Raw genomic sequence first — 16,934 nt, 5'->3', positions numbered from 1 at the left:
GTGACTTTGCACACATTTCCGTGCATCTTTCCACAAAGAACGACGCCAACATAGGGAATCGTCCCGCCAAATATGGGGAATCGTTCCGATGCGCGGGCCGGCACGGCGTGGTCAACGTCCAGCCGCGCTCGATCGAGCGTGAATCAATGGAAAAGGAAGCCTTCCATGCCTCGCTATCTGATTGAACGCACATTTCCGGACGGCCTCAACATACCGATGACCGACATCGGCGCCACCGCGGTGGGCGGCGTCGTCATGCGCAATGCCGAAAAGGGCGTCACCTGGATCCAGTCCTTCGTCACACCCGACAAGAAGCGCAGCTTCTGCATCTACGACGCGCCCTCGCCCGAAGCGATCCGCAGCACCGCCCAGAAAAATTCGCTGCCGGTCGACAAGATTACGGAGGTGCGGGTTCTTGACCCTTACTTTTACCTCTGACCCTGCGTTCGGTCGCCACAATGATGAGCATCAAACTGCCCTTCGCGGCCATGGCGAACTGCCTGATGGCCTGCCGGTCGGTGCAACCGAGCCTGTCCTGGGAAAGACAGGCCGGCCAACCTCCCTGCTCGGCCGTCTATGGCGGCTCGCGACGAAGCTGCCTGCGCATCTGTCTGAAAGGCGGCGCCTGCCCCCGGAGGGCGACTATCTGAGGCGCGACATCGGGCTCTTAGAACGGGAAGTTCCGCAGGAGTATTGGCAATACTACTTTTGGGATCGTTGATTTTGCTCAGGTTTTAGCGGCGACAGCCAGAAGCTCGGCTACCGGAGCTGCATGACCACCACATGAACCGGGACGGACAAGCACGTCCCACCAATCCTACGCCCCTGGCGTTTCGGCAGGCCCCGATCGGCCGCCATCGCCTCGAGCGTCAACAAACGGACGGAAAGACCATGACCACAACTCTTTGGACGACACGCTTTGCGGCCCTGGCCGCCATCTCGATCGCGGCCGGCGCCGCCCAGGCACATGACGCCAATCCGCTGGCCGAAAAGGTGCGCGCCGCCAACAGCCGCTTCGAGAATGTGGCAGCCGCCACAGCCGAAGGCTACGCGCCGATCCCTTGCGCCAGCGGCATCACCGGCGGCGCCATGGGCATCCACTACGTCAATGGCGCCTATCTCAAGGACGATGCCGTCGATCTCGCCAAGCCCGAGGCGGTAATGTACGAGCCGATGGCCGACGGCAACCTGAAGCTGATAGCGGTCGAATACATCACCTCGAAGGGTCCGGCCTCGCTCGAAGGCCAGCTGTTCAACTTCAACAGCGCCCCCAACCGCTACGGCCTCGGCCCATTCTACGAACTGCATGTCTGGGCCTGGAAGCAGAATCCGACCGGCGCCTTCGCCGACATGAACCCGAACGTGTCGTGCGACGCAATGAAGGGGATGTAACCTCCCCGTGTGACACCTCGGGCGCCGGACGCATCCGGTGCCCGGCCTTCCCCCTTGGCGGGGGGGGGGGCGAGCGCAACGCCGACCCGGCTCCCCAAGCTTCCCCGGCGTTCGCTCGCCTTTCGTTTGCCACCGATATACGATTGACGCACCTTGCACACGCGGCTGTCCTTGGCCGCTCGGCGCACCCGCACCTGCCCACCCTTTCTTAAGGTGTTTCGGATACACCGAAAACCTTGGAAAGAGGCGGAAAACGGAGAGACATCGGGGTGCGCTTTTCCGCGGCGACGACGGCCGGGCGGTTCTTGCCGCAGCGCTTGGCGCTGCGCATGGGGCCGCTGCTTGGCCGCATCGATGCGGTGCTGTTCACGGCCGACGAGCGCGGCGAAGCCGGGCGCATGTCGCTCATCGCCTTTGCCATCCGCATCGTCAGCGCCGTCATCGCGTTCATCAGCCAGGTGCTGATGGCGCGCTGGATGGGCTCGTTCGAATACGGCATCTTCGTCCTCGTCTGGGTGACGATGGTCATCGTCGGCAACCTCGCCTGCCTCGGCTTCCACACCTCGGTCATCCGCTTCATCCCCGAATACCGCGAACGCAACATGCTGGCCGAACTGCGCGGCATCGTGGTCGCCAGCCGCCTGTTCGTGCTGATTGCCTCAACCGCAATCGCCGGGCTTGGCGCACTGGGCGTCTGGCTGTGCGCGGACTGGATCGAGAGCTACTATGTCATCCCCTTCATCCTCGGCCTGTTCTGCCTGCCGATGATTGCCATGGGCGACCTGCTGCAAGGCCAGTCGCGCGCCAATTCCTGGGCGCTGTTTGCGCTGTCGCCGACCTATCTGGTGCGGCCGGTGCTGATCCTGGCGCTGATGGCGCTGATGCTGGCGCTGGGCTATGCGCCCGATGCCAGGACCGCGATCTTCGCCTCGATCGCCGCCACCTACGCCACCACGCTCGGTCAGCTCATCGGCGTCACCTCGCGCATGGGCAAGAATATCCCGGCCGGGCCGATGAAGGTGCACTTTTCCGAGTGGTTCATCGTCTCGCTGCCGATCTTCCTGGTCGAAAGCTTCTTCTTCCTGCTCACCAACGCCGATGTGCTCATGGTCGGCGCCTATCTGCAACCCAACGACGTCGCCGTCTATTTCGCCACCGTCAAGACGCTGGCGCTGGTGCATTTCGTCTATTTCTCCGTCAAGGCCGGCGTCGCCCAGCGCTATGCGCAGTTCACCCACGGCGAGCCGGAAAAGCTCGCCGCCTTTGCCCGCGAGACGGTGTCGTGGACGTTCTGGCCGTCGCTGTTGATGGCGCTGCTGGTGCTGCTGCTCGGCGAGCCCATGCTGGTGCTGTTCGGTCCTGAATTCACCGCCGGCTATCCGCTGCTGTTCCTGCTGGTGTTCGGCGTCGTGGCGCGCGCCGCTGTCGGCCCTTGCGAAAGCCTTTTGACGATGAGCGGCAACCAGAACATCTGCGCCGCCGTCTACGCCATGACGCTGGCCTTCAACATCGGCCTCAACATAGTGCTGATCCCGCTCTTCGGCCTGTGGGGGGCCGCGATCGCCACCAGCCTTGCCATGGTCTTCGAGGCGAGCGCGCTGTCCTTCACCGTCTGGCGCAAGCTTGGTATCGTCATGCTGATCTTCATGCCCGCAGCCAGGGGAGCCGCCTGATGGCCGCCACCCCGTTGATCGAGGAAACCAGTGGCGGTCCGGCCGGCGCCATGGTGTCGGGCCTTGCCGGCCTGGCGCGCGACGCCGACCCGGCGCATCTCGAGATCCTCGCCAACAACCGGCCGCAGCGCAAGCTGGCGATCTATCCGGCCTCGGCCGGCTTCGAGCTGGTCGAAGAACTCGACTTTCTTTGCACTCGCACGATCGAACCGAACGTCTTCTTCAACCCACGCTTCCTGGCGCCGGCCATGCCCCGGCTGGAGGATCGCGAGGTCAAGCTGGCGGTGATCCGCGACGGTGACGAATATCGCAACCGCCTGCGCCTGCTGGTGCCGTTCTCGGTCGAGCGGCCGGCTGTGCCTCTCGGCGTTCCGGTGATGCGCACCTGGTCAAGCCCGTTCGGCCCGATCGGCACGCCGCTGGTCGACCACGACGACCCCATTGGCGTCGTCGAGGATTTCTTCGGCATGCTGTCGCGGCCGCACCTTAAGCTGCCGAAGGTCTTCGTGCTGCCCGACATGCGGCTCGACGGCCCGTTGGCCAGCGTGCTTGCCGCCGTTGCCGAGACGCGCGGCCTGACAATGGTCACCACCGGCAAGGCGGACCGGCCGGTGCTCGAAAGTACGCTCGACGGCGAGGCCTATCTGAAGACATCGCTGCGCGCGCATCACCATCGCGAATTCCGCCGGCTGAAGCGGCGCCTGGGCGATCTCGGCAAACTGGAACACATCGTGGCGCGCGGCCCGGACGAAATCCGCCATGCCATCGAAAGTTTTCTGACGCTGGAAGCCGCCGGCTGGAAGGGCCGCGAGCGCACCGCCATGGCCATCGACCGTTACCGCGCCGCCTTCGCCCGCGAGGCCGTGCACCGGCTGGCCGAACACGATATGTGCCGCATCCATTCGCTGACGCTGGACGGCCGCACCATCGCCTGCCTGGTCGTCTTCGTCGAGGCCGGCGTCGCCTATACCTGGAAGACCGCCTATGACGAGACGCTGGCGACCTATTCGCCGGGCACGCTGCTGATGATCGAGGTGACCAAGCAGCATCTCGACGATCCCAACGTCATGATGACTGATTCCTGCGCCGTGCCCGATCATCCGGTGATGAGCCGGCTGTGGAGCGAGCGCAAGCCGATGGGCTCGCTGGTGATCGGGCTAACGCCGGATGCCGACCGCCTCGCCCGCCAGGCCGCCTCGCAGCTGCACCTCTACCGCGAGACCCGCAACATGGCCCGCCTGCTGCGCAACCGTATGAAGAGTTTGTTGGGTCGGCGCTGAGCCGTGTACCCCGCGGGAGCCTTGAGAAAAGCCACTGGATCAACGGCAAAACCCAAGCTATGGGTCGCGCCGGCAATTTCGGCCGGCCTTCACGACAAGCCATCCTAATGATCAGAACCTTTTTGCGTCACGCCAGTACCCGTGCGGCCTTGCTGCTGCTTGCGCTGCTGCCTGTCCGGGCCTGGGCCGATAGCTGTCCCGAGGATTGCAGCGAGCCCGCGCCGCCCATCAACATCTACAGCCATACCGGCGCCGGCCATCTCGGCCCGGCCACGCTGGGCGCGCTGCCGCGCGTCTATGTGCCGAACCGCTCCTCCAACAGCGTCACGGTGATCGACACCATGACCCTGAAGGAAATCGACAGGTTCTCCGTCGGCAGCAAACCGCAGCACGTCGTGCCCTCGTGGGACCTGAAGACGCTCTGGGTCGCCAACAATGGCACCGGCAAGAATGGCAGCCTGACGCCGATCGACCCGATGGCCGGCAAGCCCGGCCCGCAGATCGCCGTGGACGATCCCTACAATTTGTATTTCATGCCGGACGGTAGTGCTGCCATCGTCGTCGACGAAGCCCTGGAGCAACTCGATTTCCGCGACCCCCACACCATGGCGCTGAAGTCGAGCCTGCCCACGCCCAACTGCCCCGGCATCAACCACGCCGATTTCTCGGTCGATGGCTCCTATGCGATCTTCACCTGCGAATACGGCAATGGCGGGCTGACCAAGATCGACCTGAAGAACCAGAAGGTGCTCGGCCATCTCGACTTCTCGAAAATGGGCATGCCGCAAGACATCAGGCTCTCGCCCGACGGCAAGGTGTTCTACGTCGCCGACATGATGAATGACGGTGTGTTCCTGGTCGACGGCGACAGTTTCAAGGAGATCGGCTTTATCCCGACCGGCATCGGCGCCCATGGCTTCGTCGTCAGCCGCGACGGCAAGCGGCTCTATGTCTCGAATCGCGGCTCACACAAAATGGAGCAGGGCAAGGCAAAGGGACCGGGCAGCGTGACCGTGATCGACTTCGCCACCCGCGCGGTCGTCGCGCAATGGCCGATCCCCGGCGGCGGCAGCCCCGACATGGGCAATGTCAGCGCCGACGGCAAACAATTATGGCTGTCCGGCCGCTTCGACAGTGCCGCCTACATGATCGACACGACATCCGGCGCGGTCACCAAATTCCGCGTCGGCGCCGAGCCGCACGGCCTGACAGTCTGGCCGCAGCCGGGACGGTATTCGCAGGGTCATACCGGGAATATGCGGTAGGGTGCGTCTACGGGAAAAATAGTGCTCTTAGCCGGACCAGAAACACATGAAATCGAGCACCTACAAAAAGCGGAACAAGTGACGCGCAGGACAGGGCATCATTGCAACCGCGACGATCACTCCGGCACGCCGGCGATGCCCAGCGCCTCGACGTAACGCTCGGCGAACACCTTGTCCCGCCACGGGTTGATCTGTCTCTGCAGGGCGAGCGTGTAGGTCGGGAACGCCTCCATCAGAAGCCGCGCCGCCGCCTGCGCCTCGTCCAGCCGGTTGAGTTTGACCAGCGCCATAATCACCACCCGGTGCGAGGTGCCGTAGTTCGGCATCTCTTGCAGTGCGCGTGCTCCCCATGCCAGCGCTTCCTCATAGCGCTCGAGCATCAGGTAGCTCATCCCGATGCCGGAGAGCGCGATGCCCTTCTCTGGGTCGACCGGGCTCAGCCGCATTGCCTTGTGAAAGTGCTCGATCGCAACGAGCGGGCGGCTGGAATGTGCGTTCACCCAGCCGCTGCTCGTATGGCCCTGCGCCGAATTGGGGTTGAGCAACAGGGATCGTTCGATCGTGCCCAACGCCATCTCGTAGTCCTTCGCGCTGTAGGCGAGCACCTGCGCGGCGAAGCGTAGGCTGGTGGGGTCGTCGCGCGCTTCCGCCAGTACCTCGCGCGCCATGCGCACGGCGACCCGGCCATCGTCGGGCTCATGCCAGCACTGGCTCACGGATACGCTGCGGATATAGGCGCCGAGCCCCTTTGCCAGGTTGAAGCCAGGGTCGATGCTAAGCGCCTCGTTGGTGAGCCGGCGCACGTCGGCAAAGCCTTCGCGCGTCATGCTGTAGAAACGCGGCAGCGCGCGAAGATAGAGGTCGTAGGCGCTGATGTAGTCCGTCGGCTTCATGCGCGCCTGCTTGATCTGCTCCAGCCGGATGCTCGGCTCAACAGCGCCGACGACGCTCTCGGTCACCTTGTCCTGCAGGTCGAAGATGTCCCTCACGTCGCCCTCGAAGCGGTCGGCCCAGACATGGTGTCCGCTGATCGCATCCACCAGCTGCCCACTGATGCGCACCCGCGATCCTGCTCTGCGGATGCTGCCTTCGAGCACGTAGCGGACGCCCAGCTCGCGCCCAACCTGGCGCAGGTCCACCGCCCGGCCCTTGTAGGTGAAGGACGAGTTTCGGGCGATCACGAAGAAGGAGTTCACACGGCTCAATCCCGTGATGATGTCCTCTACCAGCCCATCGGCAAAGTATTCCTGGTCGGGGTCTCCGCTCATGTTGGTGAATGGCAGAACCGCGATCGAGGGTTTCTCGGGCAGGGGAGGCGGCGCAGCCACCGAAGCGCTGGCGTCGGTCTCGACACGATAGGCGCGCACAGGCCGCTCGATGTTCTTGAGGCGCAATTCGCCGAGCGGTGTGAAGCCGAAGTCGAGCTTGCCCTGAAGGTGGTCGTAGGCCGTGCCCGAGACGATCACGGTGCCGGGATCGGCGATGCTTTCGAGGCGGGCGGCGATGTTGACCCCGTCGCCGTAAAGGTCGCCGTCCTCCTCGCAGACCACGTCGCCGAGATTGACGCCGATGCGGAAGCGAATCCGTTCTTCCTCGGGCGTCTCCGCCTCGTGCTCTGCCAGGGCCTGCTGGATCGCCATCGCCGAGGTCACCGCGTTAACGACGCTCGCGAACTCGCACAGCATGCCATCGCCGGTGAGCTTGACGATCCGACCCTGGTGCTCGGAGACCAGCGGCTCGAGGAGGTCCTTGCGGTAGATCTTCAGCCGCTCGAGCGTGCCGCGCTCGTCGCGCTCCGTCAGGCGCGAATAGCCGACCACGTCGCAAGCCATGATCGCTGCGAGGTGGCGCTGCGTGGTCATCGCGCCGCTCGGCAAAGCGCCTGCACCCGGGCCGCCCCGCGTCCATGTCCGGCCAACTTCCTGACGCCTCACCTGCATCGTATCCATCTCTCCCAGTCTCCGCCGGTCGCCGATACAGAACGGAGAACGCAGCTTGACGTTGCCTTCACGAGATTTCGCTATGCGCTTGCCAGGCGTGGAGCGTTCCAGTCGAGGCGCTAACAGCCAACCGACGACACGCTCACGCAGTCTCTGGGGACGCAGATACGCCACTCCCAGAAGGCTGGAGATATTTCCCGCCCTGTGTAACCGGCTGACGTCACCGTGGCGGTGCTTTTGTATCAGGCATCACCCCAGACGCTTGTGCTTAGAGGGTGGTGAGGTCGGCGAGTTGGCTAAGCGGGACTGGTCAATCCGATGACTGATGCCTTCGCCCTGTCGGCCAAGGCACAGGCTAGACGCGACCCCTTACAGTGGGTGCCAACACTGGAAATAAAGCATTTCCAGGAGAGAATTGGTGCCCCTAGCCGGAATCGAACCAGCACTCCTTGCGGAACTCGATTTTGAGTCGAGCGCGTCTACCAATTCCGCCATAGGGGCTCAGGCCTGAGGGCCTGGATGGGCGCGGACTATACGGCTGGAGGCCTGTTCGTCAACTGGCCAAATGCGTCGCCCTGCCCTGCTTGCGGCAAAAGCCCGCCTTTCGGTTTCGTGTAGCTCCTGCCATTGTGCGGCGCAGAAAATCTTTCTAGACAGGCCGCGAGTGAAAGCGCGCCCCGGCCTGAGAGATCGACGTGGCGCGCTTCGATCATTGTTTGTGCATGCCGTTGTCCCGAAGCCGCTGCGCAGTTTGGGCGACCTGCATCAGGAGAGCCGATGCTTCGCGGACTTTACGACTGGACCTTGTCGCTGGCGGCCCGCAAATCCGCCGAATGGTGGCTGGCCTTCATCGCCTTCGTCGAAAGCTCGGTGTTTTTCATACCTGCCGACGTCTTGTACCTGCCCATGGCATTGGCGCGGCCCGAACGCGCCTATCGCTACGCGCTGACCGCCACTGTTGCGTCCGTGCTGGGCGGCATTGCCGGCTGGCTGATCGGTTACTATGCCTACGACACGATAGCACGGCCGATGCTGGAGCACTTCGGCGGCCTCGACACGTTTGAGAGGTGGCAGTCGTCCGGCACCGGGCTGATGCTGGTGCTGCTCGTCACATCCGGTGCCGCCCACCTGCCGCCGATGAAGGTGGTCACCATTCTGGCCGGGGCGCTTCACGTCAATCTTGTTGTCTTCATCGTCTCGGCCATCCTGGCGCGCGGCGCTCGCTTCCTGCTTCTCGCCTGGCTGCTGCGCCGCTATGGCGAGGAGATCAAGGAATTCATCGAGAAGCGTTTGGGATTGATCGTCGGCGCCGGCGCCGCCGCCCTGATTTCGCTCTATATCGTGGTCAAATACGCATTCTAACCACCCACGGCGGGCGGTGTTTTCAGGACTATGCCGGCCGACGGCGAATTCAACGGACGAAGACCCATGACAGCGACCATGAATGCCGATACCGGACGCCAGCGGACGCGCACGGCTTTGTTTCTCGCCGTCGCCATGGCCGCCACGGTCGGCTCCGCGCTCGCCTTCCAGCACCTAGGCGGCTACATCCCCTGCCATCTCTGCCTGGAGCAGCGCACGCCCTATTACATCGGCGCGCCGCTGATGCTTCTGGCGGTGATCGCCTCGATGCTCAGCGCGCCGGCCTGGCTGACGCGCGGCCTGCTGGCCATCGGTGGCCTGCTGATGCTCTACGGCCTCTATCTCGGCGTCTACCATTCCGGCGTCGAATGGGCGTGGTGGGCAGGCCCGACCGATTGCACCGCGGGCGCAGGGCCGGTCGACACCGGCGGCAAGGGCGTGCTCGACGCGCTCGACAAATTCGTGCCGCCGTCCTGCGACAAGGCAGCACTTCGTATCCTCGGCCTGTCGCTGGCCGGCTGGAACGCCATCGCCAGCTTCATCCTCGCCGCCGTCGCCTTCCGCGGCGCAATGGTTCGCGATTAGTCAAGCGCCAGACGCCCACGCGAGATCGTTCACAGAATTCGGCAGGCTGAGTCGTATGGAATGATTGTCGAGAACCGAAGCGGAGCGTACTCAAGTACGCGAACATCGGAAGCGCAGACGATCGCTTCAGGCGGCCAGCCTCCCGAATTCTCGAACGATCTCAGGGCTCCAGTTCGACATCCCAGTAGAGATAATCCATCCAGCTTTCATGCAGATGGTTGGGCGGGAACAGCCGGCCATTGTTGTGCAGATCGTGCACGGTCGGCTGGTAGGGCTTCTGCAGCGGCCACATCTTGGCGTGCGCCGGCATCATGCCGCCCTTCCTGAGATTGCAGGGCGAGCAGGCGGCAACGACATTCTCCCATGTCGTCGCCCCGCCCCGATGGCGCGGGATGACGTGATCGAAGGTCAGATCCTCGGGCGTGCCGCAATACTGGCACTGGAAGCGGTCGCGCAGGAAGACGTTGAAGCGGGTGAACGCCGGGTGCCGCGACGGCTTCACATAGGCCTTCAGGCTGACGACGCTGGGCAGCTTCATCGAGAAGGTCGGCGAAGACACCGCATGCTCGTATTCGGCGACGATGTTGACCCGGTCGAGGAACACCGCCTTGATGGCGTCCTGCCAGGACCAGAGTGACAAGGGGTAATAGCTGAGCGGACGGTAATCCGCATTCAGCACCAGCGCGGGAAGCCCATCCGGAGATACGGCAACCGTCACCTTGTTGACCTCCTCGTTCTAGAACCGATCGGCGCGGATACTGTAAGCCCGACATGACAGGGATGTGAAGCGGATTGTCGCTCGCCAAAAGCGGCAAAAATGCATGATTTTCATGCTTTTTTGCGGTTTCAGGCCGGTGGCGCGGCGTCCCTGCCCCTGGTTTCGCGATAATAGGACCAGAAAAGCCGCGATGCGACACCTCGCCACGGGCTCCATGATTCGGCCAGCGCGATCAGTGTTTTCTCCGGCGGACGCGGCTCGATGCCCAGCGCATGGCCGACCGCGCTCTGCAGCGCAACATCGCGCGCGGGGAAAATATCGGGGTGGCCGGCGGCGAACAGAAGATAGACTTCCGCCGTCCACGGGCCGATGCCCGGCACCGCTGTCATCGCCGCGATCGCCTCCTCGGCATCGAGCGAACAGAGGTGGCGCAGGTCGAGCCCGTCGGCCACGGCCTGGGCCACCGCGATCAGGCCGCGCTGCTTCGGCCGCGACAGCCCGGCCTCGCGAAACATGTCCTCGCCGGAAGCAAGGATCGCCTGCGGCGTCAGCGGATCGACCAGTTTGACCAGTCGGCCGAAAATGGCATCGGCGCTCGCGCGAGAGACCTGCTGTGAGACGATGATCGAGGCGAGGCTCCGGAAGCCGGGTTCGGACAGCCGCAACGGCACGTCGCCGGCCATGCCGCGCACCTTTTCCAGCCGCGGATCGATTGTGCAAAGCGCATCCAGCCCCCGCGCTATGTCGTCCAGTGTCGCGATGCGTTGCATGGTATCCTTGTCCGCCGATGAGCAGCAAAGTAGCAATTGGCAAAACCGCTGCACAACCGACAAGCCGCCTGAGACATGACGCTCCTGACATTTCGCTTCGCGCCGAGCCCGAATGGCGAACTGCATCTCGGCCATGCCTATTCAGCGCTGCTCAACCAGCAACTGGCGCGCGCTGCCGGCGGCCGCCTGCTGCTGCGCATCGAGGACATCGACACGACGCGCTGCACGCCGGAATTCGAGGCCGGCATTTTTCGCGACCTCGCATGGCTCGGCCTCGAATGGGAACGACCGGTGCGCCGCCAGGCCGAGCATTTCGCCGACTATCAGGCCGTGCTCGACCGGTTGATCCGCGAAGAGCTCGTCTACCCCGCCTTCATGAGCCGTGGCGAGATCAGGGCTTTTATCGCCGACAGCGAAAGGCGCGGCCGCGACTGGCCGCGCGACCCGGACGGCGTGCCGCTCTATCCCGCCGCCGACAAGGCGCTGCCGATCAGCGAACGCAACCAGCGGATCGCCGACAATGCGCCCTTCGCCTGGCGCCTCGACGTCGAAGCGGCACAGGCACGGGTCGGCACGAATTTGTCCTGGCGCGAGCTCACCGACGAGACGCTGTCGGCGACGCGTGCAGTCGAGGCGCGTCCGCAGGACTGGGGCGACGTCATCCTGGCGCGCCGCGACACCCCAACCAGTTATCACTTGGCCGTCGTCGTCGACGACGCGCTGCAAGGCATCAGCCATGTCGTGCGCGGCCGCGACCTCTATGCCGCGACCGGCATCCAGCGTCTGCTGCAGGAACTGCTCGGGCTGGCCCAGCCGGACTATTTCCACCACCGTCTCGTGCTTGGACCGGATGGGCGCAAATTGTCGAAGAGCCTTGGCGATACCGGGCTTGCCGCACTCAGGCAGGCAGGCGCTTCACCGGACGATGTCCGTCGGCTGGTCGGACTCTAGCTAAAGGCGGGCCAGCCCCGCCTTTAGCAGCGCCAACGCGGCGATAAACGCGAAGGCGCCGCCCAGTCCCCAGGCAACCGCGAGCTTCAGATCTCTAAGGACGATGCCATGCTCGTTCGCGACCATGATCGCGACGAAAAAGCCAAGCGTGAACAGCAACGTGTTGCCGGTCGACCCAAAACCGTCCTCCTGCATGATGGCATCGAGCGCTGAGCCGAAGAAGAAGCCGAACACGGCCACGCTGGCAACCGTCATCAGCAGCCAGCTTGTGTCGAGATGCAACAGCATGCGCGCTCCCTGTCGAAGCCGAAACGCCGTGTCGCCGGATCGGTCGACAGAAGCCGATTGCCCTGACGCCGCCCTTTGAATTCGGCCACCCCTTACATTCTCATGAGCTTATGTATCAATTGTTTCGCTTTGCTTGCCGGATTGAACCGCATTAGAGCAATTGCCGTATTTGTCTCTTCACTCAATCGGCCTCCCCCCGGAAACGGCTTCCCCCAAAATGCACAGTCTCAAGCGGTTCATCCCCGCCTCCTTCGTCGTCCTGTGGGCGACCGGCTTCATCGGTGCGCGTTATGCCATGCCATGGGCGGAACCCTTCACTTTCCTGGCGGCCCGCTTTGTCATTGCAGCCTTGCTGCTCGCCGGCCTGATGCTCGTGCTTGGCTCGAAGCGAGCCACAAGGGCCGAAGCGCTTCACGCCACCGTCGCCGGCATCCTCATGCATGGCGTCTATCTCGGCGCGGTGTTCTGGGCGATCCACCGAGGTATGCCGGCCGGGCTTTCGGCGCTGATCGTCGGCCTGCAGCCGCTGATCACGGCGGTGCTTGCCGGCAAGTTCCTCGGCGAGGCCATCCTGCCACGCCACTGGGCCGGCCTCGCGGTTGGCCTCATAGGTGTCGTCATCGTGCTGTGGCCGAAGCTCGGCGCGCTCGGTGGCGGCGTCACGCCGGAAACGCTGGTCGCTTCGCTCGTCTCTGTGCTGGGCATGAGCGCCGGCACCATCTGGCAGAAGCGCTATGCGTCGGGCGGCGACTTGGTAGCGGCGACGATGTGGCAATATGTCGGCGGCGGCGCGCTGATGATTCTGGCCTCGCTTGCCTTCGAGACGCATACGGTCGTCATCAATGGCGAGCTGATCTTTGCCATGGCCTGGCTGGTGCTGGTGCTGTCGATCGGTGCCATCTTCCTGTTGATGGTGATGATCCGCGACGGCGAGATGTCCAAGGTCGCGTCGCTGTTCTACCTGGTTCCGGCCGTCACGGCTGTGATCGCCTGGGCGCTGTTCGGCGAACAGCTCAGCCTCGTGCAGATAGTCGGCATGGCCATCGCGACATTAGGCGTCGGGCTGGCCACGGCCCGGCCGGCCAACGGAAAAACTGGGGAATTGAGGAACTGAAGAATTGGAGAATTGGAGAATTGGAGAATTGGAGAAAAAAACACGCAGGGCCAGATATGGCCCTTTTTTCCTCAGTTCGTCAGTTCTTCAATTCCTCAATTCTCCAATTCCTCTCTCATCCGACCCGCGCCCTCGCTTCAAGATAGCGGCTGATCGCGGCGTTGAGTTCGCCGCCGAGGATGAAGATCGCCGATAACATGTACAGGAAAACCACCGCGATCATGATCGACGCCAGCCCGGCATAGGTCGTGACATAGGACGAGAAGTGATCGAGATAGGTGGCAAAGACGGTTGAGCCGACAAGCCATGCGGCAAGCGTGAACAGGATGCCCGGTACGATCGAGACGAGGCGGCGCTTGCCCGCCGGCAGCCAGAAATGAACGGCAAACAGCCCGCCGACAATGACGGTCGAGGCGATGATGAACCGCCACAGCGTGATCGTGCCCATATAGGGCTTGATCCATTCGATATGGGCTTCGGCGAGCCGCGCGAGCAGCGGCGCGAACACTAGAAGCACGCTGATCGCGAGGAAGCCGGCCGTGGCGATCAGCACGAAGATGATGCTCTGCACCCGGCGGTAGATGATGCCCCGTGTTTCGGCGACGCGGTAGGCGCGGTTGAGCGAGGTGCGCAGTGCCTCGATGCCGTTGGAGGCGAAATAGGCGGCAAGGAGCACGCCATAGGTCAAAAGATCGGTGCGCCGCACGGTCAGCACGTTGAGCACCTCGCGCGCGATCGGCTTGGCAATCTGCTCGGGCCAGGTGTCGAAGACCAGGTGCACGGCCGTATCGGCGAAGGCCTGCGCGCCGAGGAAGCTCGCCAGCGTTGTGGCAAAGATCAGGAACGGAAACAGCGCCATCAGCGAGGTGATCGCCAAATGGCTGGCCATCGCCCAGCCGTCGTCGGTGTTGAAATGGCCAAGCGCGTCATAGAGCACGCGGCGCAGCACGACGATATTCCGCATCAAGAGCCGCGTTCCCTTCGATTGTCTCGACGCCGCGAATATGGGAAGGGATTGTGGCAAATGGCAACCCTTGCTCAAACCACGATCCCGCCGGCGAAAGAATTGCGCACCATCATTGTCACCGGTGCCTCTTCCGGAATAGGCGCCTATTGCGCGCGGGCGCTGAAGGCGGATGGCTGGCGCGTGTTTGCAACGGCGCGGAAGCCTGAAGACATCGCCGCGCTCGAGGCCGAGGGCATCGAGGCCTTTTATCTCGACTACCGTGAGCCTGACTCCATCGCCGCCCTTGCGGCATCGGTGCTGGAGCGGACAGGCGGACGCCTCGACGCCCTGTTCAACAACGGCGCCCATGCACAGCCCGGCGCCGTAGAAGACCTGCCGGTTTCGGCATTGCGCGAGCAGTTCGAGGCCAATTTCTTCGGCTGGCATGACCTGACCCAACGCATCGTGCCGGTGATGCGCCGCCAGGGCCATGGTCGCCTGGTCCATTGCTCCTCGATCCTCGGCCTGGCGCCGGTGCCCTTTCGAGGCGCCTATGCGGCCTCCAAGCACGCGCTCGAAGGCCTGATGCTGTGCATGCAGCAGGAACTCAGCGGCAGCGGCGTCCATGTCTCACTGATCGAACCGGGACCGGTGACGTCGAAGATCGCCAGCAACGGGCTGTTCTGGTTTTTGAAAAACATCGACCACGAGAATTCCGTCCACCACGTCGCCTATGCGGCGCAACTGGCGCGGCTTCGGGCCGGAGGCAGCTCATCGCGGCTGAAACCGGGGCCGGAGGTGGTCTATGCGGCCTTGCGCCATGCGCTTCTGTCGCGGCGCCCGCGCCCACACTATGTGGTAACAGTGCCGGCCAGAATCGGCGTCATGCTCAAGCGCATCCTGCCGGCATCGATGCTCTACCGCGTGCTTGCCAGGCGCGCCTGAGCGAAACGAACTGGAGCCGCTAGATGGTCACCGTCTTCAAAATCCTCGCCCTTGTGGCCATGGCCGCGGTCTTGATCGTGCTGGTCCGCGGCCTCATCAACATGATGCGCGGCGGCGACGGCGTCACCTCCAACAAGCTGATGCAGGCCCGTGTGCTATTGCAGGCCGTGGCCTTGGCGCTGATCCTGCTGGTGGTGTATTTCACCCGCAAGTGACGGCCGTTCGGGAGGCGACGTGGTCAAGCTCAACAAAATCTACACCCGCACCGGCGATGACGGCACCACCGGCCTCGGCACCGGTGAACGCAGGCTGAAATCCGACCTGCGCGTCGATGCTTATGGAACCGTCGATGAAGCCAATGCCTGCATCGGCATCGCCCGCCTGCACACTGCGGCAAGCCATCCCGCGATCGATGCGATGCTCAACCGCATCCAGAACGACCTGTTCGACCTCGGCGCCGATCTCGCCGTGCCCGACGACGGCAAGCCGCTCGACTACGAGCCGCTGCGCATCATCGCCTCGCAGACCGACCGCGTCGAAAAAGACATCGACCTCCTCAACAAAGAGCTTAAGCCGCTGAAATCCTTCGTGCTCAACGGGGGCACGCCGGCGGCCGCGGCCCTTCATCTTGCCCGCACGGTGGCGCGGCGGGCAGAGCGCATCATGGTGGCGCTGGCGCAGGACCCGGCCGAGCACGTCAACCGCGAGGGGCTGAAATACATCAACCGCGTCTCCGACTTTCTGTTCGTCGCCGCCCGTGCGGTCAATGACAACGGAAATGCCGACGTGTTATGGGTGCCCGGCAAGAACCGCTGAATTTTCTCGAAGGCGGGAGAGGGCCTGGGGCATGTTCATCCCGCTTTACGACACCAACAGGCTGCGCCACATCCGTCTGCAATATGTGACGATCGGCCTGATCGCGGCCAACGCGCTGGTCTTTCTTATCACCACGATCGGCGGCGAAAATTTCAACAACGCAGCCGTGCTCGGCCTCGGCTTCATTCCTTCGGTGGTCCACAACACGGCTGAGCTCTCGCCTGAATTCGTCGTCATTCCGGAGAGCCTGAGCTACCTGACCTACGCCTTCCTGCACGCCGATATCTTCCACCTCGGCGGCAACATGCTGTTCCTGTGGGTATTCGGCGACAATGTCGAGGACGCGCTGGGCCACATCCGCTACCTCATCTTCTACTTGCTGTGCGCCATCGCCGGAGCCGCTTTCCAGGGGCTCGTCGCCTGGGATTCGCAAGTGCCGCTGATCGGCGCCTCCGGCGCCATCGCCGGCGTCGTCGCCGCCTATCTGGTCCTCTATCCCCGGGTGAAAGTGTGGGTGCTGGTCTTCGCCCGCATTCCGCTGCGCATCCCGGCCTTCATCCCGCTGATCCTGTGGATCGGCTTCCAGGTGGTGATGTTTGCCGCCGGCGGCGAAAACCAGATATCCTGGGCCTGCCATATTGGCGGCATCATTGCCGGCGGCGTGCTGGTGCTGATTATGCGCAGCCGAGGCGTGCCGCTGCTTGCCGGTGACGACGGCGAGCCGCAACCCGCCGATCAGCCGGCCGTTTCCACCGCGCCGGCGCCAGCCGATCCCGCGTCCACGCAACCGGCGACGCGCTGGGGCCGCGGCGGCGCTTCCGGTCAGGACTGAACCGATTTGAGTGGTTTGGCCGCTGCCGTGGCATATTGACGTGTTGCGCTGCCACAA

Annotated in this window: 18 protein-coding genes and 1 tRNA gene; 13 read left to right on the top strand and 6 right to left on the bottom strand. The window is 63.7% G+C overall.

The window, feature by feature from the left end:
- The first annotated feature begins 165 nt into the window (after positions 1-165).
- The 5 genes from AC1DXM_RS21925 to AC1DXM_RS21905 all read left to right on the top strand — a co-directional run bounded on the left by AC1DXM_RS21925 (position 166) and on the right by AC1DXM_RS21905 (position 5,610).
- Positions 166-438: a DUF4242 domain-containing protein gene (locus tag AC1DXM_RS21925; protein WP_192258254.1), complete on the top strand. Its 273-nt coding sequence runs from the start codon at positions 166-168 to the stop codon at positions 436-438.
- 453 nt (positions 439-891) lie between these two features.
- On the top strand, positions 892-1,392 hold the full coding sequence (locus AC1DXM_RS21920) for a hypothetical protein (RefSeq protein ID WP_477236078.1): 501 nt from the start codon (positions 892-894) through the stop codon (positions 1,390-1,392).
- Positions 1,393-1,661: 269 nt separating this feature from the next.
- Positions 1,662-3,065 carry a lipopolysaccharide biosynthesis protein gene (locus AC1DXM_RS21915; protein WP_477236076.1) on the top strand — a complete coding sequence of 468 codons (1,404 nt, stop codon included), beginning with the start codon at positions 1,662-1,664 and terminating at the stop codon, positions 3,063-3,065.
- Positions 3,065-4,345: a GNAT family N-acetyltransferase gene (locus AC1DXM_RS21910; protein ID WP_477236074.1), complete on the top strand. Its 1,281-nt coding sequence runs from the start codon at positions 3,065-3,067 to the stop codon at positions 4,343-4,345. Before AC1DXM_RS21915 ends, AC1DXM_RS21910 begins: the two co-directional genes overlap by 1 nt.
- A gap of 107 nt (positions 4,346-4,452) precedes the next feature.
- Positions 4,453-5,610, top strand: coding sequence for a YncE family protein (locus tag AC1DXM_RS21905; RefSeq protein ID WP_477236072.1), 1,158 nt, complete (start codon positions 4,453-4,455; stop codon positions 5,608-5,610).
- Positions 5,611-5,726: 116 nt separating this feature from the next.
- Here AC1DXM_RS21905 and AC1DXM_RS21900 read toward each other — a convergent pair whose 3' ends face one another.
- Both AC1DXM_RS21900 and AC1DXM_RS21895 read right to left on the bottom strand, forming a co-directional pair.
- Positions 5,727-7,559: an adenylate/guanylate cyclase domain-containing protein gene (locus tag AC1DXM_RS21900; protein ID WP_477236070.1), complete on the bottom strand. Its 1,833-nt coding sequence runs from the start codon at positions 7,557-7,559 to the stop codon at positions 5,727-5,729.
- Positions 7,560-7,966: 407 nt separating this feature from the next.
- Positions 7,967-8,051, bottom strand: a tRNA-Leu gene (locus AC1DXM_RS21895).
- Between the two features lie 276 nt (positions 8,052-8,327).
- On the opposite strand from AC1DXM_RS21895, the gene AC1DXM_RS21890 reads away from it, so the two are divergent.
- A complete protein-coding gene (locus AC1DXM_RS21890; protein WP_203279172.1) occupies positions 8,328-8,912 on the top strand; it encodes a YqaA family protein in 585 nt (194 codons plus the stop codon).
- Between the two features lie 66 nt (positions 8,913-8,978).
- Positions 8,979-9,497, top strand: coding sequence for a disulfide bond formation protein B (locus AC1DXM_RS21885; protein ID WP_477236068.1), 519 nt, complete (start codon positions 8,979-8,981; stop codon positions 9,495-9,497).
- A gap of 160 nt (positions 9,498-9,657) precedes the next feature.
- Here AC1DXM_RS21885 and AC1DXM_RS21880 read toward each other — a convergent pair whose 3' ends face one another.
- Together AC1DXM_RS21880 and AC1DXM_RS21875 are read right to left on the bottom strand one after the other, a co-directional pair.
- The gene (locus tag AC1DXM_RS21880; protein WP_008874122.1) at positions 9,658-10,215 is read right to left on the bottom strand and encodes an HNH endonuclease; all 558 of its coding nucleotides are present in this window, start codon (positions 10,213-10,215) and stop codon (positions 9,658-9,660) included.
- A 128-nt stretch (positions 10,216-10,343) separates the two neighbouring features.
- The gene (locus tag AC1DXM_RS21875; protein WP_477236065.1) at positions 10,344-10,985 is read right to left on the bottom strand and encodes a DNA-3-methyladenine glycosylase family protein; all 642 of its coding nucleotides are present in this window, start codon (positions 10,983-10,985) and stop codon (positions 10,344-10,346) included.
- Between the two features lie 75 nt (positions 10,986-11,060).
- Between AC1DXM_RS21875 and gluQRS the strand changes: the two genes are divergently transcribed.
- The gene (gene gluQRS / locus AC1DXM_RS21870) at positions 11,061-11,936 is read left to right on the top strand and encodes a tRNA glutamyl-Q(34) synthetase GluQRS (protein WP_477236063.1); all 876 of its coding nucleotides are present in this window, start codon (positions 11,061-11,063) and stop codon (positions 11,934-11,936) included.
- Here the strand turns inward: gluQRS and AC1DXM_RS21865 are convergent, their stop codons facing one another.
- The gene (locus AC1DXM_RS21865) at positions 11,937-12,224 is read right to left on the bottom strand and encodes a hypothetical protein (RefSeq protein WP_112562263.1); all 288 of its coding nucleotides are present in this window, start codon (positions 12,222-12,224) and stop codon (positions 11,937-11,939) included. It lies immediately after the preceding gene.
- A 217-nt stretch (positions 12,225-12,441) separates the two neighbouring features.
- On the opposite strand from AC1DXM_RS21865, the gene AC1DXM_RS21860 reads away from it, so the two are divergent.
- Positions 12,442-13,338: a DMT family transporter gene (locus tag AC1DXM_RS21860; RefSeq protein ID WP_477236061.1), complete on the top strand. Its 897-nt coding sequence runs from the start codon at positions 12,442-12,444 to the stop codon at positions 13,336-13,338.
- Positions 13,339-13,453: 115 nt separating this feature from the next.
- Here AC1DXM_RS21860 and AC1DXM_RS21855 read toward each other — a convergent pair whose 3' ends face one another.
- Positions 13,454-14,302, bottom strand: coding sequence for a YihY/virulence factor BrkB family protein (locus AC1DXM_RS21855; RefSeq protein ID WP_192258267.1), 849 nt, complete (start codon positions 14,300-14,302; stop codon positions 13,454-13,456).
- 60 nt (positions 14,303-14,362) lie between these two features.
- On the opposite strand from AC1DXM_RS21855, the gene AC1DXM_RS21850 reads away from it, so the two are divergent.
- The 4 genes from AC1DXM_RS21850 to AC1DXM_RS21835 are packed head-to-tail and all read left to right on the top strand — an operon-like array spanning position 14,363 to position 16,877.
- Positions 14,363-15,229: an SDR family oxidoreductase gene (locus AC1DXM_RS21850; RefSeq protein WP_477236059.1), complete on the top strand. Its 867-nt coding sequence runs from the start codon at positions 14,363-14,365 to the stop codon at positions 15,227-15,229.
- A 23-nt stretch (positions 15,230-15,252) separates the two neighbouring features.
- Positions 15,253-15,444, top strand: coding sequence for a twin transmembrane helix small protein (locus AC1DXM_RS21845; protein ID WP_477236057.1), 192 nt, complete (start codon positions 15,253-15,255; stop codon positions 15,442-15,444).
- Between the two features lie 19 nt (positions 15,445-15,463).
- The gene (locus tag AC1DXM_RS21840) at positions 15,464-16,045 is read left to right on the top strand and encodes a cob(I)yrinic acid a,c-diamide adenosyltransferase (RefSeq protein WP_477236054.1); all 582 of its coding nucleotides are present in this window, start codon (positions 15,464-15,466) and stop codon (positions 16,043-16,045) included.
- 31 nt (positions 16,046-16,076) lie between these two features.
- The gene (locus tag AC1DXM_RS21835; RefSeq protein ID WP_477236052.1) at positions 16,077-16,877 is read left to right on the top strand and encodes a rhomboid family intramembrane serine protease; all 801 of its coding nucleotides are present in this window, start codon (positions 16,077-16,079) and stop codon (positions 16,875-16,877) included.
- The last annotated feature ends 57 nt before the right edge of the window (positions 16,878-16,934 follow it).

The sequence above is a fragment of the Mesorhizobium sp. P3_A2 genome (assembly GCF_056403115.1).
The sequence above is the reverse complement of the archived record's forward strand: the minus strand, read 5'-3'. Positions and strand labels throughout refer to the sequence as shown.